Below are 23,106 nucleotides of genomic sequence, written 5' to 3'. Positions count from 1 at the left end.
ACTAAAAAAATGGGCGTATTACGATTACAACTGCCAACCGACCCGAGATGGGTAAATATTGTTGAAAAAAACATCGAGGAAATCTTGACCGATCATGCTTGGTGTGAGCAAAAAGCAGCAACAAACGCAATTACAATTATCACCAATAATTCAGAACACCAAGATTTGGTTAAGGATTTATTAGCTTTGGCCAAAGAAGAAATTGACCATTTTGAGCAAGTCCACAATATCATTATCAAACGTGGTTTGAAGCTTGGTCGCGAGCGCAAAGACGATTATGTAAATGAATTGTATTTGTATATGAAAAAAAGCGGTGATGGAAGCAGAGTTTCGGGTTTGGTGGAACGTTTGTTATTTTCAGCCATGATTGAAGCCAGAAGTTGTGAGCGTTTCAAAGTACTTTCAGAAAATATTAAAGACGAAGAACTGGCTGTTTTCTATAGGGATTTGATGGAAAGTGAAGCAGGTCATTACACTACTTTTATCACTTATGCCCGAAAATATGGTGTAGGAATCGATGTCGAAAAACGTTGGAGAGAATGGCTAGAATATGAAGAATCGATCATTACCAATTATGGAAAAGGCGAGACAATTCATGGGTAGTTTAAGTTAATTAGAATTGAGAATTGAAATCAGAATAAATGATAAAAATAGTTAAAGCCACAACACACGATTACAAAACAATTCAAAATATAGCTCATCAAACTTGGCCGATTGCCTATGGAGAAATCCTTTCGAAAGCGCAATTGGATTATATGTTGGATGCTTTTTATAATGAAGAAGCATTAAAAGATAGTGTTGCCAATAAAGGTCATCATTTTATATTAGCCAAAGAAGGAGATGAGACTTTAGGATTTGCTTCCTATGAACATCATTACAATCAAAAGCAACAAACCAAAATCCATAAAATTTATATTTTGCCAGAAACTCAAGGCAAAGGAATAGGAAAAACGTTAATTGATTTTGTCGAAAATGTTGCAAAAGAAAGCGATTCGGCTGCACTCTCATTAAATGTAAACCGATTCAATAAAGCATTGCACTTCTATCAAAAAATAGGTTTTGAAATTGTGGAAGAAGTTAATATAGAATTGGAACACGGTTATCTGATGGAAGATTATGTAATGGAGAAACCGATTAAATAAAGATACTATTTTGAAATAAAACCTAAAACCGAAGCAAACAAGCCTCGGTTTTTTTTGTGCTTTTATTTTTTTGAAACAAAGGATGGTAATCTTTGTGATATGTTAAAAAATGTTATTTAACATTCTGTAATACAGTAAAATAATTAATTTTAATGTTCTGTTTTATTGATTTAAAATAATTAAAAATCTAAAAAATTGACACATGGGAACATCACACATTTATCCGGGAGCGTACTCATTGAATGCCTACATAACAATCGATGGGTGCAGTGACGCAATAGAGTTTTATAAAAAAGCTTTTGGCGCAACAGAAAAAGGTCGATTACTAATGCCTGATGGTAAAATTGGTCACGCTGAAATAGATATTGAAGGGACCTTGCTTATGATGGCCGACGAGAATGCCGATTGGGGAACTAAAGGACCTTTGAGTTTAGGCGGAAATCCAATGTCTTTTGGATTGTATGTAAAAGATGCTGATGCCGCATTTCAAAAAGCTATCGATGCCGGAGGAACTTCGGTGATGGCAGTAGATGATATGTTTTATGGCGATCGAGTAGGGCAGGTAATGGATCCATTTGGCTTTAAATGGATGATAGCAACGCATAAAGAAGACATGAGTTATGAGGAAATGCAAAGACGATTTGATAAAATGTTATGTGAATAAAAAGAGGGGTAAGCTTTCTTTTTTGAAACGATTAATTGAAAAGTAATTCTTGTATATGCAGTGTTAAATATCTGTTTATAAACAGCTTAAATTCGTAACTTTATTAAGTGTAGTATGATGTTGATTTGTTGTTTATAACTTAAAAATTTAATATTATGAAATCACAAATTGCAATTTATGACACCCATGATAAAGCGGTTAATGCTATCAAAATATTGAGTCATCAAGATTTTTCCATGGGGAATGTTTCGTTGTTGGGCAAGGCAGAAGTGATTGAAGATCATATTCATATAAAATCACTAGATACAATAAAAAAAGCGCCTGCATTAGTTGGTATGGGAGCAGGTACATTGATAGGATTGCTCTCTGGTATTGGTGTTTTTGCGATTCCTGGTTTTGGTTTTTTGTATGGAGCCGGCGCTCTTGTAGGAATCATTGCAGGACTTGATTTGGGTTTGGTTGCTGGTGGTTTTATATCACTTCTGACCTTTACAGGAATAAAAGAGGAAGAAGTGGTTAAAAGCGAAGAACATCTCAAAGAAGGGAAATTTATGGTTATCGTAAAGGGAGCCAAAGAGGAGATTGAAAGAGCAAAACACATTTTGCATACCGAAGGAAACCACCTTGAGTTTATCAGTTAAAAGTTTTGATGTGAATTTTTTGTTTTGATTCAGTTCTTTTAGCTGTAGTGATTTTTCTTCTTTTTAGAAAAAATTACTTCACAATGATATCATGTTTATATAACAAACCTTTTAGTCCTTCTAATGAAAAAATAGCTTTCTTCAATTTAGTCGTTTTGGGATCTATAGTATAATTGTAGCTAGTTCTGAAATTGGCTTTATTAGCAATGGCTTTGGCAAATTCGGCACGGTATAAATCGCAATTTTCAAATAGTGTTTCGGTCAAATCGGCAGCCATAAAATCTACCGCGATTAAACTGCAGTTGACAAACGGAGTCCCTTTTATTTTCAGCGTATAAAATTTGGAAAAATCTAGTATGCATTCATAAAAACGCACTTCAAAAATGAGTTTGCTGCACATCGCAAAATTAACATCTTTGATTTTACATCGGTTAAAAGTCACGGTTCTCAAAGCCACATGATTGATTCTAGCTTCATCAAAAATGCAATCATTAAAGACACAATCGATGAAAGTAACATCCATAAAATTACATGCCGAGAACGTACAGTTATTAAACGTACAGCATTCAAACTCCTTAAAATTCACTTCATCCACGCCATACGTGAGGTTGTTGTATTCGATATCCAAAAAATATTCCGGCATGAAAGGGTTTTAATTTCGGCAAAGAAACGAATTTCTATTACTTATAGACGCAGAATTGCAGCGAAAAAGAGTATTTAGTGCATTCAATTTTTTAGGAGCAGGACATTTCGTAATGGACAGCAGTAGTGCCGCTGTCCATTATATCCACGCAAAAAAAGCGTGGGATACCATTACCATCGGGGCTAGGTGAGAAGTTTAGATTTATAATCAGCTTTGAAAAAGAATAAAATGTAATAATTTTAAATATAAATTATCAGTTGTGTGTTTTTTTATACTGCATGGGAGCCATTCCAATTTGTTTTTTAAACATCCTAGAGAAATAAAAAGGATCATCGAAGCCTACTTCATTACATATTTCTTTAATATTCATATTCCCAAAATAAAGGTACTCGCAGGATTTTTGTATTTTTAGTCTGATAAAATATTGAATAGGTGCATATCCAGTTCTTTGCTTGAAAAGTTCAGAATATCTCGATACCGAATAGTGTGCCTGAACAGCCAAATGATCAATACTAAGAACACTACCTATGTTTTCTTTCATATATATTATGGAAAGATTAATTCTGTCATTTGTTTCATTTAGATTTAAAACATCTGAATAGCATAATGAGCTTAAAAACGTTGTCAGCTTAAAATGTACAAGTTCAGTTTTCTCTTCAGAAAGATCACTGTCAAGAAGCTTAATTATTGTATTTAAGAGTGTAATTCGTGTCTGGTCAAAAGCAATTTTGACAGGTTCATTTTGATATTTAGAAAATCGTTTATAAAAAGTTTCCGCATAGTTGCCTGTGAAATGTAACCAATAGATACTCCATGGTGCATTAAGAGAACTTCCATATTTATGAGCAGTATTTTCAGGAATAATAAAACTGGTGTTTGGAGTCAGTTTGATAGTTTTTTTGTTAATTGTAATCCATCCTTCACCTTCAAGGCAATATAGTAGAATGTATTCACTTATGCCATTTTTTCTGGATCTGTCGTGATTTCTGGCATTTGGAAAATATCCAACTGCAGATGCAAAAAGATTTTGAAAAAAAGGATTAGCCTCAATTTTGCATTTTTGTTCTTGTGAAAGCACTACCATTGTTTGTCCCAAAAAGCCGTCTTTAATTCGGGTTTCCGTTATATTGTTCATTATAATTTGACTATTACGATATAAATTGAAATAAAATCGTAAGATAGTCCATTTATTTCAATGTATAATCCATTTTTTGCATAACAGTGAAATGTATTTTTGTCTCACTAATTAACTAACCGAAATTTTATTTTAATGAAGAATCAAATAAGCCTTTATAATAATACTTATATACTTGGGATTTCTTTTATTTCTGCACTGGGAGGTTATCTTTTCGGATTTGACTTTGCTGTCATATCGGGTGCACTTCCTTTTTTGAAAACAGCTTTTGAACTAAATGCATGGTGGGAAGGCTTCCTTACAGGATCACTTGCATTAGGATGTATAATTGGATGTTTGATTGCAGGCCAGCTGGCGGACCGTTTTGGACGACGTCCGGGATTAATGCTATCAGCATTGATCTTTGCCGTTTCATCAATAGGAATGGCAATGGCTCAGAATCTCACAGTTTTTGTGATGATGAGATTTATGGCAGGAATAGGAGTAGGAATGGCTTCTATGTTAAGTCCAATGTATATTGCAGAAATTTCTCCTGCATCTATGAGAGGCAGAAATGTAGCTATTAATCAGCTGACTATTGTTATTGGAATTCTTGTTACGAATTTGGTAAATTATTTTTTATCAGATAACGGACCTGATGTCTGGAGATGGATGTTTGGCCTTGGAGTGGTACCATCGCTTTTATTTTTAATTGGTTTGATCTGGCTTCCAGAGAGTCCGAGATGGCTTTTACAGGCAGGTAAGACAGAAAAGGCGAGAATGGTACTGGGGAGAATCGGATCTGAAACATTTGTCAAGGACACTTTTAACGACATAGAAAAATCCTTTACAGGACCCCAGACAAAATCGTATGCAGCAGTTTTTGAAAAGTCAGTGCGTCCAGCAGTGCTGGTTGGAATTGTGCTGGCTGTATTTCAGCAGTTATGCGGAATCAATGTTGTATTTAATTATACAGCAACAATTTTTGAATCCGCAGGAGCAGATCTTGACAGGCAGTTATTTGAAACAGTTGTTATAGGTGCTGTAAATTTAATTTTTACAATAGTGGCCATGTGGCAGGTTGATAAATTGGGAAGAAAACCTTTGATGCTTATAGGCTCGCTGGGTCTGTCCATAATTTATGTTCTGCTTGCATATCTGCTGCAAAGTGGAGCTGCAGCAGGTATGGTTTCAATAGTGGTTTTAATAGCGATTGCATTATACGCAACTTCACTTGCCCCGGTCACTTGGGTTCTGATCTCTGAGATATTCCCAAACCGTATAAGAGGACTTGCATCCTCTGTAGCTATTGTATCCCTGTGGATTGGCTATTTTATAATTGCCTTCACTTTTCCAATACTTGCAGAAAAGCTTGGAACATACGGACCTTTTTATCTCTATTCTGCTATCTGTTTTATAGGATTCATTTTTGTTCTTAAAAAGGTCAAAGAAACAAAAGGACAGACTCTTGAAGAGGTTGAGCAACATTTTTCAGCACATTAAAATACAAAATTATGAATGATTTATCAGTAAAAGCTTGGGAAGAAGATGTATTAATTCCAACATATAATATAGGAAAACCTGAGAAAAATCCAATGTTTTTCGAAAAGCGAGTTTATCAAGGAAGCAGTGGAGCAGTTTATCCTTACCCTGTTATAGAAAAGATTGAAGATGAAAAACAGGATAAAATTTATAAGGCGGTTTATCTAGAGAATGAATATATTAAAGTAATGATTCTTCCTGAGCTCGGCGGCAGGGTTCAGATGGCTTACGATAAAATTAAACAGCGTCATTTCATTTATTACAATCAAGTAATCAAACCCGCATTGGTGGGGCTTACAGGGCCGTGGATTTCAGGAGGTATAGAATTTAACTGGCCGCAGCATCATCGCCCTAGTACTTTCCTGCCTGTTGATCATACAATTGAAAACAATGATGACGGGAGTATTACTGTTTGGGTAAGTGAAAACGAGAAAATGTTTCATCAGAAAGGTATGGCGGGTTTCACTTTGCATCCTGGGAAAGCTTATCTTGAGATTAAAGGCAGACTTTATAATCCTACTCCTGTACCACAGACTTTTTTATGGTGGGCAAATCCAGCAGTAGCTGTAAATGAACATTATCAGTCGGTTTTTCCTCCTGATGTACATGCTGTTTTTGATCATGGGAAGAGAGATGTTTCTACATTTCCAATTGCCACAGGAACTTACTATAAGGTAGATTACTCTTCAGGAGTTGATATTTCAAATTATAAAAATATACCAGTTCCTACTTCGTATATGGCTATCAATTCAGAATTTAATTTTGTTGGAGGCTACGAAAATGATTCTAGGGCAGGAGTTCTGCATGTATCAAATCATCATACTTCACCAGGAAAAAAACAATGGACATGGGGTAATGGCGATTTTGGAAAGGCATGGGACAGAAATTTAACAGATGAAGATGGTCCTTATATTGAATTGATGGCTGGAGTATATACTGATAATCAACCTGATTTTAGTTGGATGCAGCCTTATGAGGAAAAGACTTTTACACAATATTTCCTGCCTTATCGCGAACTTGGAATGGTGAAAAATGCGTCTCAGGATCTGCTGATGAATATAGAGGGGGACTATCAAAAGGCAATTGTAAAAATTTTTGCAACCTCAAAGTTTAAAAATGTAAAAATAATAGTGGAAGGTTTTTACGAAGAAACAGTTACTCTATCTCCTGAATTGGTTTTTGAAAAGGAAATCAATGTGGGACCTACTTTGATTTCTGAATTGAAACTCTCAGTATATGATGAGAATGGAAAAGTGATGTTAAGTATAATACCTCAAGAGCAAGAGAATAAGCTTATTCCTGAACCAGCTAAACCAGCTTTTTCTCCTAAGGAAACTCCAACCTGTGAGCAATTATATCTGACAGGTCTGCATTTGGAACAGTACCGTCACGCTACATATAATGCTGCTGATTATTATTTAGAAGCTTTGAGTCGTGATGCGTCGGATGTAAGAAATAATAATGCGATGGGACTTTGGCTTTTGCGTAGGGGAAGATTTGAAGAATCTGAAAAATATTTTCAGGAGGCCATAAACACACATCTTCAGCGAAACCCTAATCCTTATGACGGAGAACCGCATTACAATCTGGGACTAGCTCTAAAATATCAGGGTAAAAATAAGCAGGCTTATGATTTTTTTTATAAATCATGTTGGAATGCTGCCATGCAGGATGCAGGTTATTTTGCATGTGCACAGATTTCATCTGCTGGTGATAATCTTGCAAATGCGCTTTATGAAATTGATAAGTCTCTGGTGCGTAACTGGCATAATCAAAAAGCACGTACTCTGAAAGTAGCTTTATTGCGCCGATCAGGAAAGGAAAAAGAGGCACTTAAACTTATCGTTGATTCTTTACAAATTGATTTATTTAATTTTGGCTGTCTTTTTGAAGATTACCTTATTGTAAAAGAAACTTCTGTTTTGGATAAAATGCATTCTGTTATGCGAGGTGAAATCCATAATTATGAAATCACTGCGTTAGATTATATTGCGGCAGGGATGTTTGATGAAGCTATACAGCTGCTCCAGATTGGCGCACAGACTTGTGAAACGACACCCATGACGTATTATTATATGGGATGGGCATTATCTCTTGACGGAAGAGACAGCACTGCTGCTTTTAAAATTGCAGCCACGCATGCATCAGAATATTGTTTTCCAAATCGTTTAGAAGCTATCTCGACATTGGAATGTGCAACAATGATAAATTCTGAAGATGCAAAAGCGTCTTATTATCTGGGCAATTTGTGGTATGATAAAAGACAATATTTTCAAGCAGTGGAATGCTGGGAAAAATCAGCAGAAAAGGACGGTGATTTTCCTACTGTATTTAGAAACCTTGCATTGGCATATTTCAATAAACTAGAGCAGGAAGAAAAAGCAGTTCAATTTATGGAAAAAGCATTTCAGCTTGACATTTCTGATGCACGTATATTGATGGAACTTGATCAGCTCTATAAACGTTTAGGCAGGCCATATGGAGTCCGAAAGGCATTTTTGGAGCAGTATATTGTTTTGGTAAAACAGCGTGATGATCTCTATCTTGAATATGTTACATTGTGTAATCAGACACAAGACTATGACAAGGCAATGGCCTTTGTTGATAGCCGTATTTTTCATCCTTGGGAAGGAGGAGAAGGTAAGGTTCCTACGCAGTTTCAGCTGGCACGAGTTGAATTAGCAAAAGATTTTATTGCCCAAAAGGAATATCATAAAGCTGCTGAACTATTACAAGAATGTCTTGAGTATCCTCATAATTTGGGAGAAGGAAAATTATCAGGAGCACAGGAGAATGATTTCCATTATTGGCTTGGGTGTGTCTATGAATACCTTGGGTTGGATGAAAAGGCAAATATTTATTGGAAATTGGCAAAAGAAGGCAATACAGAACCAGTGGCCGCAATATTTTACAATGACCAAAAGCCTGATAAAATATTTTATCAAGGTCTTGCATTACTGAAATTAAAAGAACCTGAGCAGGCTCAAAAACGGTTTAATTCATTGATTTCATTTGGAGAACAACATCTTGATGAAACTATAAAACTTGATTATTTTGCGGTATCACTTCCCGACCTTCTGATTTGGGATGATGACTTGACTTTTAGAAATAAGGTTCACTGTCATTATATGCTTGGATTGGGGTATTATGGTTTAGGAAACACAGCGAAAGCAAAAGAGCACCTTGAGCAGGCATCAAAAATGGATATCAATCATCAGGGCGTTCAAGTACATCTGGAAATGCTTGAAAAACATCAGCTGTCAATTGTTTAAGGCATGCAATTATCATATTTTATAGTTTTAAATTCGCATTATGAAAAAAAAAATATTTTTTAAATTATCACTGATAACAGCTTTGATTTTCTGTGGGAACATCTGCATTTTATCTGCTCAGAACACCTATAGAATTGATGTTTCCGGAACTGCTTATGAGGTTAAGCGTGGCCATCTTGATCTTGGTGCTAAAGGTTTGGGGGATGAGTCAATTGGGGTAAATAACTTTTATCTCGAGAGAAATGGAAAACCTTTCATTCCTGTTATAGGAGAATTTCATTATTCTCGTTATCCATCTCAGTATTGGGACCAGGAGATAAAAAAAATGAAATCAGGAGGGATTACTGTTATTGCTACTTATGTTTTCTGGAACATGCACGAACCGAAGGAAGGAGTATTCAACTGGAGCGATGATTTTAATCTGCGTCGTTTCGTACAGCTGTGCAAGGAAAACAAAATAGATCTAATTGTAAGAATTGGCCCTTTTGCACATGGAGAAATCCGTAATGGGGGATTGCCTGACTGGCTCTATGGACGTCCTTTTGAGGTTCGCTCTAACGATTCGGAATTTCTAAAACATACTGAGAATCTGTATAATGAAATAGGTAAACAGCTTCAAGGGCTTTATTACAAAGACGGCGGTCCAATAATTGGAATTCAGATTGAAAATGAATACCAGCATTCTGCTGCTCCTTGGGCTATAACATATTCGGGAGCTGAGAGAGAATATACATCAGCAAGACGTGACCGCAAAATTACGCAGGTTGGTGTTGGGGTAAATGATTCGGGAAATGAGTTTAAGGACTATGGACAGACTTATATGAAGGGACTTAAGACTATGGCCAAAAAAGCAGGTATGGATGTCCCACTTTATACAGCTACAGGATGGGGATTTGCTACAATTATTAATAACGGTTCAATTCCAGTAATGGCAGGGTATGCATATCCTTTTTGGGAAGACAAAATAAAACCGTCACCATTTTACCTGTTTAAAGACATTCACAAAAGTCCAGATTACGCTCCGGTGAGTTATGTTACAGAAGATTATCCATCTATAGCGGCAGAACTTGGTACAGGTATGAGTGTGCTGTATTCACGCAGGCCAAGAGTACCGGGGGAAAGTTTTCTTCCTATGATGGTTAGAACTATTGGAAGCGGTTCCAACGGTTTAGGCTATTATATGTATCATGGAGGAACAACTCCTTCTAATGGATTTTATATGTATTCTGAAGGTTTCGGACTTTCTAATAAATCATATGATTATCAGTCTCCAATAAGAGAATTTGGTAATACGGGCAAAGGATTTTATGAATTGCGTTTGATGAATAATTTTCTACATTTTTTTGGCGAGAAACTTGCTCCTTTGTATCCTGAAATTCCTCAGACAAATGCCCAGATTGCATCCTCCGACACATCCACACTCCGCTATTCGGTAAGAAGTGACGGAAAAAGAGGGTTTTTATTTATGCACAATTACCAAGATCATGTCCAAACTAAGGATTTGAAGAATTTACAGATAAATGTTACTCCGTTAGGAGGAAATATTCAATTTCCTAATACTGGCACTTTTACTTTGAAATCAGGTGCTTCTGCTGTTTTTCCATTTAATATGGAATTTGGAGGGGTAGAATTTAAATCCGCTATGGTTCAACCGCTTTTAAAGTTTGTAAATAAAGGAAGGAATTATTACGTATTTTTCTCTGTTGATGGAATAAAACCTGAGCTGGTATTGAAAGGGAATGTGAAAACTGAGGTAAAAGGTGCTAAATCAGTATTCAGTGAAGAGAATACAGTAATTTCAGGAGAGAATGGAACTAGTTTTGAATTTACTGCTGGCGAGAGTACGTTTCTAATCATTCCTTTTGACAAGGCTCTCCATACAACTTTGTCAGGAGAGTTAGGACAGCAATATGCTGTTATCAGCAAAGCTCTTGTACTTGAAAATGGAAATAAACTCGACATGATCAGTACTGGAACAGAATCATGGCAGTTGGAGACATATCCAAAAGCTGCTTCAGTGACATCAGCTGAGGCTAAGATAAGTCCTTTGAAAAATAATGATAAAATCTTTGCATCATGGAATATATCAACAACTAAAATAGTGCCACAGTTGAAGATTACTCAATTTGATGACCGTCATTTTATACTTGATGCTAAGGATCTGGATTTGTCTAAACTTAATGATGTTTTTATAAAATTTGATTATCGTGGCGACAGGGGAGTATGCATGCTTAACGGTGAAATTGCTACAGATAATTTGTACACAAGTGAAGCATGGCAGTTGGGGCTTAAACGATATCAGTCAGCCCTAAAGCAAAATGAAATGTATTTTTATTTTATGCCGATGCAAAAGGATGCTCCTTACTTAGAATATCTGGATAAAAATGTTGTTCCAGATTTTTTACAGGCGAAAGAATTTCTTGAGATCAAAACCCCAGAAATTATTCCCGAGTACAAGGTGAGTGTCGAACTTAAATAATTATAGGCTGGCCCAAGATTGCTGCCTCTGCTTCAATCCCTTCGACACCCCAAGCAATTACACCAATTCCGTTGACCATTGGGGTATGGCTGTCAGTTCCGACGAGTGTATCAGGAAAAACTTCTCCGTTACGCTCTATAACACCTTTGGAGAGGTATTCTAGATTAACCTGATGGCATATACCCATTCCGGGAGGAACCACGTTGAAGTTGTCAAAGGACTGTTGGGCCCATTTTAGAAATTCATATCGTTCATCATTACGTTTATATTCCTCATTCATGTTACGCTGATAAGCATATTCAGTTCCGAAATAATCTACCTGTACCGAGTGGTCGATCACGAGATCTACAGGAATCATGGGATTTATAGTATCGGGGTTTTTTCCTCTTCTGGCCACTTCAGCACGAAGTGAGGCAATATCTACCACGGCAGGAACACCTGTAAAGTCTTGCATAAGTACTCTGGCAGGTTTAAAGGGGATGTCTTTGTCTGATGCTTGGGGTTTCCAGCCCAGCAGTGTTTCCACATTTTCCTTAGTTATGGCGAAATCGTCGAAGTTCCGCAGTACATTTTCTAATAGTATTCGAATGGAAAATGGCATTTTCTCAATTTCAAATCCCTTGCGTTGCATCTCTGCGAGACTGTAATATGAAAATTCTCCGCTTTTAGTGCTTAATAACCTTTTAATCTGATAGATGTCGTTTTGCATAATGAATGATATTACAGTTAAAAATACAATGTAGTTTCCCTAATCTCGTGGCGTAAAACAAATTTACAGTTGGTCTTTAATTTTTTTTTAGATCAGTACATGGATTGTTTTTTCTTCTTATTTCTGCTGTATTTCGCAAAAAAATAATATGCATTTGTGAAATATAGTAAATCCAGAACACCTTTAAAGAGAGTTAAATACATTCCTTTGGAGCTATTAGATCTGTTTTCGTTTGTGTTTTTAGAGCGGACTGCAGTTTTCAGCACTTTACTGAAATCTTATTATGCTGTTTTTATGCAATCAATTGATTTGGATTATTTAAAATATATTCAAATAATATGCCAGTGGTTTCTCTTAGTCAGACTGCAGTTTATTTTATCTTTATGATAAAATAAAAAGGGTTGTGATATTCGTTCAAAAACGGACTAATAGCGTGATCTATGTCAACAGCTTTCGATCTGGATCCACAAGTACGATTTATAACCACTCAACTGCCAGGTACACCCAATGGGTTACAAATAATCTTTATATTTGATGAATAAATTAATAAAATGAGCGAAAAAACTAAACCGTATGCCTTAATAACTGGCGCCAGCAAAGGCATTGGAAAAGCTATTGCTTATGAATTGGCTAAACAGGGTTATTCACTATTGCTTGTTGCAAGAAGTGAGGAGGAATTAAAAGCACTATCTGATGATCTTCAAGTTAAATACGGCATAAGTGCTCCTATTTTATCGATTGATCTTTCGATAAATGGCGCATCGCTAAAAGTAATCGATTGGATAAAAAGGAATAACTATCCAGTTGGGTTTTTAGTTAACAATGCTGGTTATGGTGTGTGGGGCGATTTTAGTCAGTCCTCTTTAACCGATCAGCTTGGCATGATGCAACTTAACATGAATGTAGTTGTAGAACTGTCACATTTATTAGTACCCATACTTTCACAAGAAAAACAAGCCTACATTTTAAATATATCGAGTACTGCTGCATACCAGGCTGTACCTACGCTAGCTGTTTATTCAGCAACAAAGGCTTTTGTTTTATCGTTTACTCGTGCCTTACGTTTCGAACTTGTCCAAACTTCAATTTCAGTAACCTGTTTTAGTCCAGGTCCGGTTGATACTGGTTTTGCTTCAAGAGCTGGTTTAGATGCTTTTAGCAAAATGGCTGAAAAGTTTAATATGCAATCTGATGAAGTTGCAAAAATGGCAGTAAAAGCCATGTTTGACAAAAAATCAGAAGTTATTCCGGGTTTTACCAATATCATTTCGGTTTATGCCAACCGTATACTACCAAAGGCTTTTATCGAAAAAACGGCAGCCGGGATTTATAAAATTTAATTTTTTCAAAAAAAAAAATAAAAAAATATTCTTGGCAAATAAGAAATTATATTACATTTGTATAAATATCTACTAATCCTATAGAGTATATATAATATGAGAAATGAATTTAATTTTACTAAAGATAGAATGCACGCCAACACTATGCGAATGTGTTGCTGTTGTTGCTGTTGCTAATCTTTCAGATAAAATTTCAAACACTATTTTTATTTATTAAATATATATACTATGGTATCTTCTTATAAAACTTTTACCCTTACTGAGCAATTAACTAATGAGCAAATTGACTTTTTTAACGAACATGGCTTCATCCATTTCAAAAAATTTATAAATCCAGAAACGGTTTCATCCATCATTGATGCATCAAAACAAGTGGAGCAAAAATGGATTGACAATGACCTTCAAAAAGTAAATGGTGTTCCGATTAAATATGGAAAAGATTTAGATGGTTCTCCTATTGTACAACGTTTTGCTTTTATCAATCAACATAATCAAACCTTAAGCGGTCTTTTACTTGACCCAAGATTTAATAGTTTATTACCATTGGCAGGCGAAGGTGCAAGATTAGGTACTGAAGAAAAAGACGGAATGGTTTTCAATCATTATATCAATGGGCCGGAAAGTAAGTTTACTAAAATGGGCTGGCATACAGATGGTCTGAGAGATATTTTTTATGGTGCAAAATTAAACCCGATGCTAAATGTTGGTATCCACTTAAGCAATTTAAAACCCGAAAACGGTGGCCTTAAAATCATTCCGGGTACGCATAAGCAAAGTATTTATCAAATGCTTTTCCGTAAAAAGTACTTCTTAGATAATAAACCCGATTCACAAGAAGTTTCCATCATTCCAGAAGCTGGAGATTTAACGATTCACGATGGCCGTTTGTGGCACAGAGTTGCAGAATCATCTATCCGTGGTGAAGAAAGCAGAAGGAGAGTTATTTATATTCCAATTATAGCAGGAAAATATGCTCCTAAAGATGAGAATAGCCCAACGGTTTTTTATCAACGTTTCGCTGGAATTGTTAAGTAATTATGCTGATTGTCCTCGCATATAGTTATCTGGTTAGATCAGGTAAGCTAAAAAGTACAACAGATTTTCTTAAAAATACTCTAAGAAAAATAAAGTTGAAAATTATAAAACTGGAATTTGGCTATTAATGGGAACAGAAACACAGACTGCAGATTATAGTACAATTGTACAAAGAACATTTTCAGACCGTAAGCGAACTAATATTTTAAAAAGAGCAGAACAGTTAACGATTGTATTTTTGCTTCCAAAGGTGCCTAAATTCATTTCGCCAAACGTACTCACTTTAATTGGTACACTTGGTTCGGGATTAGTTTTTTTAGCTTTTGTTTTAGGTACTTATTTAACAAATTGGTATTTGCTTTTCGGTATTATCGGGTTAGTTATAAATTGGTTAGGCGATTCTTTAGATGGAAGATTGGCTTATTATAGAAATATTCCACGCCGTTGGTACGGTTTTGCACTCGATATTATTGCCGATTGGATTGGTATTGTACTTATAGGCTTTGGCTACTACATTTATGCTAAAAATGGCACACAAATAGTAGCCTTTGCTTTTGTAGCATTGTATGGCTGGTCTATCATCATCAGTCAGTTACGCTATAAAATTACAAATGAATACAGTATAGATTCTGGCTTTGTTGGTCCTACAGAACTTAGATTTATTATTGCTTTAATTTTAATTATGGAAGTTTTATTTCCTGGGTCAATTACCTATTTAGCTGGTTTTATCACTATTATATTACTTGTAATCAATGTTGTAGATAGCATAAAACTTTTAAAGTTAGGCGATTTAAAAGATAAAAACCAAGACTGATATGTTAAAGAAAAAATCCATTTTCACTTTTCTACAAGCACAAGTTGCGGCATTTTTAGGGGGCATTACCGATTATGCATTAATGATTTTATTAACAGAAGTTTTTAAATTGCATTTTACCTTTTCTATTTTAATCTCTGGAACCGTTGGTGCCATTATCAATTTTAGCATCAATAGATTTTGGGTATTTAAAGATCAATCTGGTTATAGCAGCCACATCAATAATCAGCTTTTTAAATTTGCGATGGTTGTATTGGGAAGCATTTCCTTAAAATCATTTGGTACGCTTACTTTGCAAAATGTATTTCAAATCGATTATAGAATCGGAAGATTAATCACCGATAGTTTTGTTTCTTATGGTTTTAATTACCCACTGATTAAATATTGGGTTTTTAGGGTAAACGAAAAACAGAATGTAATTGAATCAAATTAGTATATAAATTTTTCGTTATGAATAAATTACCATTTAAATATTTCACAAAATTACTAATCGTTATAGCGATTTTAGTAAATATAATTTCTGAAGATCTATTGGCACAATCCAAAAATCCATCTGCATTAAATTTTCCAACGCCTAAAAATATAGACAATATGCTATTTTATATTCAGCGAGACCCAAATATAAACACTGCAATTTATGCCATAAACTACCAGGAAAATGGAAAAATAAACAAAAGCAATCCTATAAAAGCGTATTGGATTCGATATGCTGAGAAAGGAGAAAAAAAAGATTTTAGTTATATACAACGCAAATTTGCATATGGAATAGAGAGTAAAACGGTAAATAATGAGGAGTTTGAGCTTCAATTTGTATCGTATAAAAAGTTACCCTTAACCTTGAAAAAGATAAATTCAGATCAAAAATATCATGTTTTTGTAAATGTAAATCAGAAAAAAATACAGGTAGAAAAAATATTTGTGCGCATTGAAGGAGGTTCTTTTTGGGTACCAAATGTAAAATATGCAGATGTTACCGGAATTGATGCTTCCTCAAATAAGACAATTACTGAAAGAATGTTATTATAAATAAGACACCTATATACTTGGATGTACCAAAGGTTGACCTTCTAAATTTAATACTTTGCAAACGGTAGAGTAAAATCAGCCGGTTTGTATTTGTAAAAACTTTTGCTCAAAATAATATTTATAAATTATTAGCCTTCGCACAGCAATTGAAATAATTTAATAGAATATAAAACTTAATTTCTGCTGTATTCGCATCCTAATTTTAAACAATGAGAAAAAAACATAAAAAAAAGCCCATTTCGTAAGAAATGGGCTTTAAGCTTGTGACCTTGACTGGATTCAAACCAGTAACCTCTTGAGCCGTAATCAAGTGCGCTATTCAGTTGCGCCACAAGGCCATTTTTGCTTACTTGTTCATTGAACTTGTTTGCGGGTGCAAATATAGGAATAAATATGTATCTTGCAAGCCTAAAATTGCATAAAAATTAAAAAAAATGGACTTGAAAAAATATATACGTGATATTCAAGACTTTCCAAAGGAAGGAGTCGTATTTAAAGACATAACTCCGTTGCTAATTGACCCAAAAGCCAGAAAAGAATGTCTTGAAATATTGGTTTCGGCAGTGAAAGACAAAAAAATTGATAAAGTAATTGGTGCTGAAAGTCGTGGTTTCTTCTTTGGGATGCTTTTGGCTGAGGAATTGAATGCTGGTTTTGTCCCAGTTCGGAAACCCAACAAACTGCCTTTTGATACTATTTCGGCTTCTTATGATTTAGAGTATGGCACGGATTCGCTTGAAATTCATACTGACGCGATTCAAAAAGGAGACAGAGTTCTTATTCACGATGATGTTTTGGCGACAGGAGGAACTGCAAAAGCAGTTTGTGAATTAGTAGAACAGCTAGGAGGTGTAATTGTACAGTGTAATTTCTTGATGGAAATCACTTTCCTAAACGGAAGGGAGAAAATCGCTGGAAATGAAATTTTTGCGGCAATAACGTATTAGTTTACTGATAGCAGAATTGAGTTTGCAGATAACTGATTACTGCCAATTTGATATCTGCAGATTGTATTTACTCAAGTGCTCTTGTTGTAACATAATAGCGATAGCCAATAATCGCCATTTGCCATTTTTTGGCTTTGGAGACATCTAATCTTTGTTTGGTAAAGCTTGGTAAAATGAGTTTGTTTATTTGAGCTAGAATTTTAAACATAGTTTTTTATTTTTTTCAAAGATATAAAAAAAGACGGTCTTGATAAGTGACCGTCTTTTGTATGTTATTTTGAAATTATTTTTTATTTTCTTTTTCTACTTTAGAAATGTATTCATTCATTTGTTTGTCATAAACTTTCATTTTTTCATCAAAAGCTTCCATTTCTTTGTTGAATGGTTCCATTTGTTTGTCAAATTCAGCCATTTGTTTGTCGAAAGCTTCCATTTGAGGTTCAAGTTTTTTCATTTGTTTGTCAAATTCTTCCATTTTCTTATCAAACTCTTTCCAGGCTTTTTGATCTCCATGCATTGGGTCTCCTTTTGGTGCTTTAGGTGCTTTTGGCAATGGAGGATAAGCAGGAGTTTTCATTTTAAAATCTGGTGCTTCTGGCGGAGTAGGAGGAGCAGGAAAGTCTTTACTATCTATATTATAAGAGCCATTTTTAGTTACAATACGGATTGTTTTTCCATCCTTGTTGACATTCACTGATACGATTTTTTCTTGATCTAATTGCTCTAATTCATTTTGATCTACTTTTGTGTCATTGATGTAAATGTTATTGTTATTAGCCATTTTGGCTTGCTTGTTTGTGATTATCCTGATTTCTTGTGAATCATTATTCTTGTTGACATTAACAGTAGCAATATCCTTTGGATCTAATTTGTCCATTTCGGTTTTGTCTGATTTTTCACCATCAATAAAGATGTGAGTGTCATCAGAAATATGGATGTTATGTGAGGTTACATTATTGCTAAGGGTTAATTTATCATTTGCTTTGCTATCTTGAGTAACGATGCCGATATTTATGGTTCCATTATCATTTTTGGTAATGGCTATCGCAAAATCTTTTATAGGTTCGCTGCTATTCACTTCCGTAACTGTCTCAGCTTCTTTTCCTTTTTGCAGTTTAATTTTTAAACCAATTAATTCATTATTTGAGTTTCTTTTTATTTTAGAGAATGTGGTTTTTATATCATATTTTTCTTTTAGAATTTCGGCTTTTTCTTTTAATTCAGCCTCCGTAGTATTCTTATCGATTTTATAAACATCTACATCGTTTGTAGTTGATTTTTCTATTTTAGTGCTCTGATTTTTCTCTTTTGCGATGACTTCCATTTGGAATAAAAATACAAAGGCTACTAATACTGGAAGCACTAAAGCATATTTCCAGGAATTCCATTTTTTTGATTGATTTTTGTTTAACATAACGATTCGTTTTTTGATTAATGATTGATAAAAATGATTGGTAAGCACAACACAGTTTTCGTGTGTTGTTATTTTTAAAAGCGTGAGTTGATACGCTTTTTTGTCGGATATGTTTTTTGTGGCTTCACTATCAGCGATGAATTCCAAGTTTTGCAAAATGGCTTTTTTGTATAGCCATATAAAGGGATTGAACCAAAAAAGGATGCAAAAGAAACGCGTGATTAAGACGTCTATCGTGTGATATTGTTCGCTGTGCACTTTTTCATGTTCCAGAATACTTTCCATTTCGGCTTCGCTGTACAGTGATGAGTTGTACACAATGGTGTTGAAATAGGAGAAAGGTGCAATGTTTTCTTTCAGGTCAATGAATTTGTGATCTGCCTGCTGATGTGTGGTTTTTCCTTTTATAACGCGATTAAGGTTATAAAAGTCTAATGCAAACTGGACTAAAAACAAGGTTATTCCAGTTATGTATGCAATTGCTAGAACAAGATACCAGTTGATTTCAAAACTTTCCTCTTGGACAGGTTTCATGGGTATTCTTGACCAATCAAAATCGGTTGGTGTTGGTTCTACCCATACAATTGTGGTAAAAACTATCCAAGGCAAAATTACAGAGGTGAACAAACCTGCTAAAAGAAACCAACGATTTGCCGTAAAAAAAGTCTCTTTTCGCAAAAGGAAATAATAAGCGATATAGAACATTCCAATTAGTCCGCTTGATTTTGCAATATATATGAATAGTGTTTCCATTTTTGTTTATTGTTTTTTTTATTTCGAAGCCTTTAATTTTTTTTGGTTGTCATGAACCCCATTTCTTTTAAAGGAATAGTTTTATTTCTTTGGGGTTTCGATCATAGAAAGGATTTCTCTTAATTCGGCTGCAGAAATTTTCTCTTCTTTGGCAAAAAATGAAACCATATTTTTATAAGAACTATTAAAATAATTATCGATAGCTGTACTCATAAATCCTTTTCGGTAATCTTCGATGCTTACAATTGGGTAATATTGATGTGTATTTCCAAAGGCATTGTGATCTACATATCCTTTTTCTTCCAGATTGCGGATAATTGTGGATAATGTGTTGTAATGCGGTTGGTCTTCGATAATTTCAGCCATGACTTCTTTTACAAAAGCTTTTTTGAGCTTCCATAAAATGTGCATGATCTCTTCTTCTTTGTTTGTTAGTTTTTGCATGATGATTTAATTTGAAACAAACTTACAACTATATTTCTAGTTTTAAAACTAAAAATATAGTTATTTAACTAAAATTTTAGTTTTGTATTGATTTTGTTGGGTTGAGATGGGCTTTTCTATAGGTTTTGGAAACTTTTTGATTGGTATATAAAAGGTGATATAAGCACAAAAGGTCTTCTGGAATACAACTGTTGTGGTCCTCGGGTGAGGGGTAGAAGCAAGCTACCGAAGTAGCGCGGATGACCCGACAGCATTATGGGAAGGGGCCGAATCAGCGGTTTAGCATATTTGGTCCCTTTTCATAATGGTGGCACACCCAAATTATAATGTTAGATTTTATTTTTGCTCGTTGTGTACCATTTTATTGAGCCAAAAACAGCAAAGTAAAGATAAGGCGCCCAATGTTCCCATGACTAGCCAATTGATTTGATAGTTATAATGAGCAATGATTTCTAGGCCTGTTTTGGAACTGACGATATGTGCCAGACTGAAACTCATGGTGTAGAAACCCATATATTGTCCTTCTTGGCCTTTTGGAGCACGGTTAAGGGCAACTGCATTGACAAATGGGAAAGAAAAAATTTCACCGAAAGTGAGCAATATGATGCTGATTATTAAAATTCCGACCCAAGAATCGAGTAACAAAATGTAATAACCAAGCGTAATGAATAATGATCCAATTGCAATGCTCTTTATTTTGTTCGTTTTTTTTCTTTCCAGCCTGCTTACGATTGGCATTTCTAAAAGAAAAACCAATAGCCCGTTGATAGAAAGCAACATTCCAGTTTGAAATTCGGTAAGTCCGAATTTTTCGTTGTGATACAAAGGTAAAGTCGAAAATATTTGAAGAAAAACCATAAAAGTAACAAAACTAATAAAGAGCAGTAACCAAAAAGCTTTGTCTTTATATATGGATTTCGGGATGGTTGGTACTACATTATCGTCTGTATTTGTTGGGATTTTCTTTTTTTCTTTAATGCAGAAAGCAAATATTAAAATGGCAATAATACAGGAACTTCCGTCAATCCAAAACAGGCCTTGGTACCCCATTCCTATAATAATCAACCCGCCCAATGCTGGCCCAGCTGTAAAACCCAAATTCACGGCTAAGCGAACTAAAGACAGTGCACGAACTCTATTTTCGGGTTTAGCATATACGCTTAGAGATACAAACATAGCAGGTCGAAACATGTCGGAAATTGCCATAATGACAAACATCCCAAAGCATAATCCCCAAAAGCTCGTAATATATTGTAATATAATGAATAGGATTCCGCTCGTAAAAAGGCTAAAAATCATGATTTTATAAAACCCAATTTTGTCGCTCAATTTGCCTCCAATCCAAGAACCCAACATAGAACCCAAACCAAAGGCAACCATAATCCATCCCACTTCACCGTAGGTGAAATTCAAATCTTCCTTTAAATATTTGGATAAAAAAGGCAGCACCATAGTACCAGCTCTATTGATAAAAGTGATTAGGGCAAGTATCCAAACTTCTCGTGTGAATCCTTTAAAATTGTTAATATAGCGACCGAGGGCAGTTTTAAGCATGTAGTAAATTCTTGTTTATTGCAAATCTACAAAGTTTTTTAGGAGCTATTTCCAGCTATACACTGCAAATGTATTCACTGAACACAAAAAAAATAAAAGCGGGTTAAGTAATCTTTTTATTTTGAAGGAAAAATAAAAAGGATTTTCGTTTCAAACGAAGTTCACTGAACTCCTATGAAAATAAATTCTAAGTGAAGTAATCTGGGCTAGAGAGACATTTATTGTATTTCAAGATATTTGTTTCTCTATGCATAAACTTTGTGGCTTTGTAACTTTAAACTATTTTTGCTTAAAATTTAAAGATATGAGAGTTATACTGACTTTGGTTTTAGTAGCATTATTTAATGTGGGTTTTGGTCAAGAAAAATTTGATATGGCAGTTGTCGAAAAATTTCAAAAAGACCTCAATGTAGAATTTGCAGATGCTAAAACAAGCCCTTTGTTGCCTGAAGATTTGTCTCATTTTAAGGCATTGGATTTTTATCCTATAAATGAGAAAGCCTTTGTAGTTGCAAAATTCATTAGAACTGAGAACGAAAAACCTTTTGTGATGCCAACTACTGGCGCCAAAAAACCTATGTATGTAAAATATGGGGAAGCCCATTTTCAGTTAGGGGGAAAAGAGTTAAAACTAAATATTTATCGCAATATTGAACTTTCCAAAAAAGAAGAATACAAAGACCATTTGTTTTTGCCGTTTTCGGATTTGACTTCGGGTAAAGAGAGTTATATAGGCGGGAAATATATTGATTTGAAGATTCCAGCCGGAAATACGATTGTTATTGATTTTAACCAGTCATACAATCCATATTGTGCATACAGTTATAAATTTTCATGTCCAAAAGTTCCATTGGAAAACGATTTGGCAGTAGAAATAAAAGCGGGAGTTAAGAAATTTCATGACTAATGAAATTTCTTAATTTGCATACACACAAATTAACGAATCAGGACACAGTCTTGGAACTCGTCAATCAATATCCGCAGGAATTTGATGCAGCGATTCCATATTATTCCATAGGTATTCATCCGTGGTACATCGTTGAAGAAAGGTTGGAGACCGATTTGCAGATTATTGAAAGTAAATTACCAGAACCCAATTGTCTCGCTTTAGGCGAATGTGGATTGGATAAACGAATCGAAATTCCGTTAGAATTACAACAAATCGTTTTTGAAAGACAATTGCTTTTGGCACAAAAACTAAACAAACCTGTTGTGATTCATTGTGTGGCGGCTTTTCAGGAAGTAATCGCAATGAAGAAGCGATTGAAAATTACGGTTCCAATGTTGATTCATGGTTTCTCTAAGAACAAGCAAGTGGCTAAGGAGCTTGTCGATAACGGATTTTATATTTCGTTTGGGAAATATTTACTGCGAAATCCCGAATTAGAAACAGTTTTTCAAAGTATTCCTAATGATCGCTTTTTTCTGGAAACCGATACAGTTGAAGAAGGAATTGAGGAAGTGTATGCCTTGGCAGCCCGATATAAAAATTGGAGCGTGGATGAACTGCAACAACAAATAAAGAGTAATTTTGCAGCGGTTTTCAAAAAGAAACTTTAAGAATAAAAATAAA

The 23,106-nt window shown here is 34.9% G+C and carries 21 protein-coding genes, 1 tRNA gene and 1 pseudogene; 15 read left to right on the top strand and 8 right to left on the bottom strand.

Annotated features, from left to right (window positions below; genetic code table 11):
- Positions 1–9: 9 nt before the first annotated feature.
- The 4 genes from J2W95_RS12260 (at position 10) to J2W95_RS12245 (ending at position 2,447) form a co-directional block, all read left to right on the top strand.
- Entirely contained in the window at positions 10–603 is a 594-nt protein-coding gene (locus J2W95_RS12260) for a MiaE family protein (protein ID WP_310007382.1), read from the top strand.
- A 38-nt stretch (positions 604–641) separates the two neighbouring features.
- On the top strand, positions 642–1,142 hold the full coding sequence (locus tag J2W95_RS12255; RefSeq protein WP_310007380.1) for a GNAT family N-acetyltransferase: 501 nt from the start codon (positions 642–644) through the stop codon (positions 1,140–1,142).
- Between the two features lie 202 nt (positions 1,143–1,344).
- Entirely contained in the window at positions 1,345–1,806 is a 462-nt protein-coding gene (locus J2W95_RS12250; RefSeq protein WP_310007378.1) for a VOC family protein, read from the top strand.
- A gap of 155 nt (positions 1,807–1,961) precedes the next feature.
- The gene (locus tag J2W95_RS12245; RefSeq protein ID WP_310007376.1) at positions 1,962–2,447 is read left to right on the top strand and encodes a hypothetical protein; all 486 of its coding nucleotides are present in this window, start codon (positions 1,962–1,964) and stop codon (positions 2,445–2,447) included.
- 73 nt (positions 2,448–2,520) lie between these two features.
- On the opposite strand, the gene J2W95_RS12240 is transcribed toward J2W95_RS12245, so the two are convergent.
- Positions 2,521–3,090: a pentapeptide repeat-containing protein gene (locus tag J2W95_RS12240; RefSeq protein WP_310007374.1), complete on the bottom strand. Its 570-nt coding sequence runs from the start codon at positions 3,088–3,090 to the stop codon at positions 2,521–2,523.
- 253 nt (positions 3,091–3,343) lie between these two features.
- Positions 3,344–4,225, bottom strand: a complete 882-nt coding sequence (locus J2W95_RS12235; protein WP_310007372.1) for an AraC family transcriptional regulator — start codon at positions 4,223–4,225, stop codon at positions 3,344–3,346.
- Between the two features lie 135 nt (positions 4,226–4,360).
- On the opposite strand from J2W95_RS12235, the gene J2W95_RS12230 reads away from it, so the two are divergent.
- From J2W95_RS12230 to J2W95_RS12220, 3 genes are read left to right on the top strand one after another with little or no spacing between them, the layout of a single operon-like run.
- Positions 4,361–5,707 (top strand): sugar porter family MFS transporter, encoded by a 1,347-nt coding sequence (locus J2W95_RS12230; RefSeq protein ID WP_310007370.1) that lies wholly within the window; start codon positions 4,361–4,363, stop codon positions 5,705–5,707.
- A gap of 11 nt (positions 5,708–5,718) precedes the next feature.
- Positions 5,719–9,018, top strand: a complete 3,300-nt coding sequence (locus J2W95_RS12225) for a DUF5107 domain-containing protein (protein WP_310007369.1) — start codon at positions 5,719–5,721, stop codon at positions 9,016–9,018.
- A 40-nt stretch (positions 9,019–9,058) separates the two neighbouring features.
- Positions 9,059–11,497, top strand: coding sequence for a beta-galactosidase (locus tag J2W95_RS12220; RefSeq protein WP_310007367.1), 2,439 nt, complete (start codon positions 9,059–9,061; stop codon positions 11,495–11,497).
- Between the two features lies 1 nt (position 11,498).
- Here J2W95_RS12220 and J2W95_RS12215 read toward each other — a convergent pair.
- Positions 11,499–12,206: pseudogene (locus J2W95_RS12215) on the bottom strand (aconitase family protein); the annotation flags it as partial.
- Positions 12,207–12,757: 551 nt separating this feature from the next.
- On the opposite strand from J2W95_RS12215, the gene J2W95_RS12210 reads away from it, so the two are divergent.
- The 5 genes from J2W95_RS12210 to J2W95_RS12190 all read left to right on the top strand — a co-directional run bounded on the left by J2W95_RS12210 (position 12,758) and on the right by J2W95_RS12190 (position 16,421).
- Positions 12,758–13,546, top strand: a complete 789-nt coding sequence (locus J2W95_RS12210; protein WP_310007366.1) for an SDR family NAD(P)-dependent oxidoreductase — start codon at positions 12,758–12,760, stop codon at positions 13,544–13,546.
- Between the two features lie 228 nt (positions 13,547–13,774).
- Positions 13,775–14,581, top strand: a complete 807-nt coding sequence (locus J2W95_RS12205; RefSeq protein WP_310007364.1) for a phytanoyl-CoA dioxygenase family protein — start codon at positions 13,775–13,777, stop codon at positions 14,579–14,581.
- A gap of 127 nt (positions 14,582–14,708) precedes the next feature.
- Entirely contained in the window at positions 14,709–15,395 is a 687-nt protein-coding gene (locus J2W95_RS12200) for a CDP-alcohol phosphatidyltransferase family protein (RefSeq protein ID WP_310007362.1), read from the top strand.
- Between the two features lies 1 nt (position 15,396).
- Complete coding sequence (locus J2W95_RS12195) at positions 15,397–15,828, top strand: GtrA family protein (protein ID WP_310007360.1); 432 nt, start codon at positions 15,397–15,399, stop codon at positions 15,826–15,828.
- Positions 15,829–15,845: 17 nt separating this feature from the next.
- On the top strand, positions 15,846–16,421 hold the full coding sequence (locus J2W95_RS12190) for a DUF4833 domain-containing protein (RefSeq protein ID WP_310007358.1): 576 nt from the start codon (positions 15,846–15,848) through the stop codon (positions 16,419–16,421).
- Between the two features lie 264 nt (positions 16,422–16,685).
- Here J2W95_RS12190 and J2W95_RS12185 read toward each other — a convergent pair.
- A tRNA-Arg gene (locus J2W95_RS12185) sits at positions 16,686–16,759 on the bottom strand.
- 96 nt (positions 16,760–16,855) lie between these two features.
- Between J2W95_RS12185 and J2W95_RS12180 the strand changes: the two genes are divergently transcribed.
- Entirely contained in the window at positions 16,856–17,368 is a 513-nt protein-coding gene (locus J2W95_RS12180; RefSeq protein WP_310007356.1) for an adenine phosphoribosyltransferase, read from the top strand.
- Positions 17,369–17,435: 67 nt separating this feature from the next.
- Here the strand turns inward: J2W95_RS12180 and J2W95_RS12175 are convergent, their stop codons facing one another.
- From J2W95_RS12175 to J2W95_RS12160, 4 genes are all read right to left on the bottom strand, one after another.
- Positions 17,436–17,576 (bottom strand): SsrA-binding protein, encoded by a 141-nt coding sequence (locus J2W95_RS12175; protein WP_310007354.1) that lies wholly within the window; start codon positions 17,574–17,576, stop codon positions 17,436–17,438.
- 75 nt (positions 17,577–17,651) lie between these two features.
- Positions 17,652–19,535 (bottom strand): M56 family metallopeptidase, encoded by a 1,884-nt coding sequence (locus tag J2W95_RS12170; RefSeq protein ID WP_310007352.1) that lies wholly within the window; start codon positions 19,533–19,535, stop codon positions 17,652–17,654.
- A gap of 81 nt (positions 19,536–19,616) precedes the next feature.
- Positions 19,617–19,979: a BlaI/MecI/CopY family transcriptional regulator gene (locus J2W95_RS12165; RefSeq protein WP_310007350.1), complete on the bottom strand. Its 363-nt coding sequence runs from the start codon at positions 19,977–19,979 to the stop codon at positions 19,617–19,619.
- A gap of 336 nt (positions 19,980–20,315) precedes the next feature.
- Positions 20,316–21,533 (bottom strand): MDR family MFS transporter, encoded by a 1,218-nt coding sequence (locus J2W95_RS12160; protein WP_310007348.1) that lies wholly within the window; start codon positions 21,531–21,533, stop codon positions 20,316–20,318.
- 304 nt (positions 21,534–21,837) lie between these two features.
- Here J2W95_RS12160 and J2W95_RS12155 point away from each other — a divergent pair, with 304 nt between their 5' ends.
- Positions 21,838–22,440 carry a DUF1684 domain-containing protein gene (locus J2W95_RS12155; protein WP_310007345.1) on the top strand — a complete coding sequence of 201 codons (603 nt, stop codon included), beginning with the start codon at positions 21,838–21,840 and terminating at the stop codon, positions 22,438–22,440.
- Positions 22,440–23,093: a TatD family hydrolase gene (locus J2W95_RS12150; protein ID WP_310007344.1), complete on the top strand. Its 654-nt coding sequence runs from the start codon at positions 22,440–22,442 to the stop codon at positions 23,091–23,093. The genes J2W95_RS12155 and J2W95_RS12150 overlap by 1 nt, the downstream gene beginning before the upstream one ends.
- The last annotated feature ends 13 nt before the right edge of the window (positions 23,094–23,106 follow it).

This window comes from Flavobacterium granuli, from assembly GCF_031456055.1.
Classification (GTDB): Bacteria; Bacteroidota; Bacteroidia; order Flavobacteriales; family Flavobacteriaceae; genus Flavobacterium; species Flavobacterium granuli_A.
Note: the sequence above shows the minus strand (reverse complement) of the source record. Positions and strands in the feature narration are given on the sequence as shown.

What these genes read in the sequence shown, in the direction of transcription:
- J2W95_RS12155 (WP_310007345.1), top strand. Translation starts at nt 21,838, where the DNA reads ATGAGAGTTATACTGACTTTGGTTTTAGTAGCATTATTTAATGTGGGT.
- J2W95_RS12235 (WP_310007372.1), bottom strand. Translation starts at nt 4,225, where the DNA reads ATGAACAATATAACGGAAACCCGAATTAAAGACGGCTTTTTGGGACAA.
- J2W95_RS12170 (WP_310007352.1), bottom strand. Translation starts at nt 19,535, where the DNA reads ATGGAAACACTATTCATATATATTGCAAAATCAAGCGGACTAATTGGA.
- J2W95_RS12210 (WP_310007366.1), top strand. Translation starts at nt 12,758, where the DNA reads ATGAGCGAAAAAACTAAACCGTATGCCTTAATAACTGGCGCCAGCAAA.
- J2W95_RS12200 (WP_310007362.1), top strand. Translation starts at nt 14,709, where the DNA reads ATGGGAACAGAAACACAGACTGCAGATTATAGTACAATTGTACAAAGA.
- J2W95_RS12205 (WP_310007364.1), top strand. Translation starts at nt 13,775, where the DNA reads ATGGTATCTTCTTATAAAACTTTTACCCTTACTGAGCAATTAACTAAT.
- J2W95_RS12175 (WP_310007354.1), bottom strand. Translation starts at nt 17,576, where the DNA reads ATGTTTAAAATTCTAGCTCAAATAAACAAACTCATTTTACCAAGCTTT.
- J2W95_RS12190 (WP_310007358.1), top strand. Translation starts at nt 15,846, where the DNA reads ATGAATAAATTACCATTTAAATATTTCACAAAATTACTAATCGTTATA.
- J2W95_RS12245 (WP_310007376.1), top strand. Translation starts at nt 1,962, where the DNA reads ATGAAATCACAAATTGCAATTTATGACACCCATGATAAAGCGGTTAAT.
- J2W95_RS12255 (WP_310007380.1), top strand. Translation starts at nt 642, where the DNA reads ATGATAAAAATAGTTAAAGCCACAACACACGATTACAAAACAATTCAA.
- J2W95_RS12260 (WP_310007382.1), top strand. Translation starts at nt 10, where the DNA reads ATGGGCGTATTACGATTACAACTGCCAACCGACCCGAGATGGGTAAAT.
- J2W95_RS12160 (WP_310007348.1), bottom strand. Translation starts at nt 21,533, where the DNA reads ATGCTTAAAACTGCCCTCGGTCGCTATATTAACAATTTTAAAGGATTC.
- J2W95_RS12195 (WP_310007360.1), top strand. Translation starts at nt 15,397, where the DNA reads ATGTTAAAGAAAAAATCCATTTTCACTTTTCTACAAGCACAAGTTGCG.
- J2W95_RS12250 (WP_310007378.1), top strand. Translation starts at nt 1,345, where the DNA reads ATGGGAACATCACACATTTATCCGGGAGCGTACTCATTGAATGCCTAC.
- J2W95_RS12230 (WP_310007370.1), top strand. Translation starts at nt 4,361, where the DNA reads ATGAAGAATCAAATAAGCCTTTATAATAATACTTATATACTTGGGATT.
- J2W95_RS12150 (WP_310007344.1), top strand. Translation starts at nt 22,440, where the DNA reads ATGAAATTTCTTAATTTGCATACACACAAATTAACGAATCAGGACACA.
- J2W95_RS12165 (WP_310007350.1), bottom strand. Translation starts at nt 19,979, where the DNA reads ATGCAAAAACTAACAAACAAAGAAGAAGAGATCATGCACATTTTATGG.
- J2W95_RS12240 (WP_310007374.1), bottom strand. Translation starts at nt 3,090, where the DNA reads ATGCCGGAATATTTTTTGGATATCGAATACAACAACCTCACGTATGGC.
- J2W95_RS12220 (WP_310007367.1), top strand. Translation starts at nt 9,059, where the DNA reads ATGAAAAAAAAAATATTTTTTAAATTATCACTGATAACAGCTTTGATT.
- J2W95_RS12225 (WP_310007369.1), top strand. Translation starts at nt 5,719, where the DNA reads ATGAATGATTTATCAGTAAAAGCTTGGGAAGAAGATGTATTAATTCCA.
- J2W95_RS12180 (WP_310007356.1), top strand. Translation starts at nt 16,856, where the DNA reads ATGGACTTGAAAAAATATATACGTGATATTCAAGACTTTCCAAAGGAA.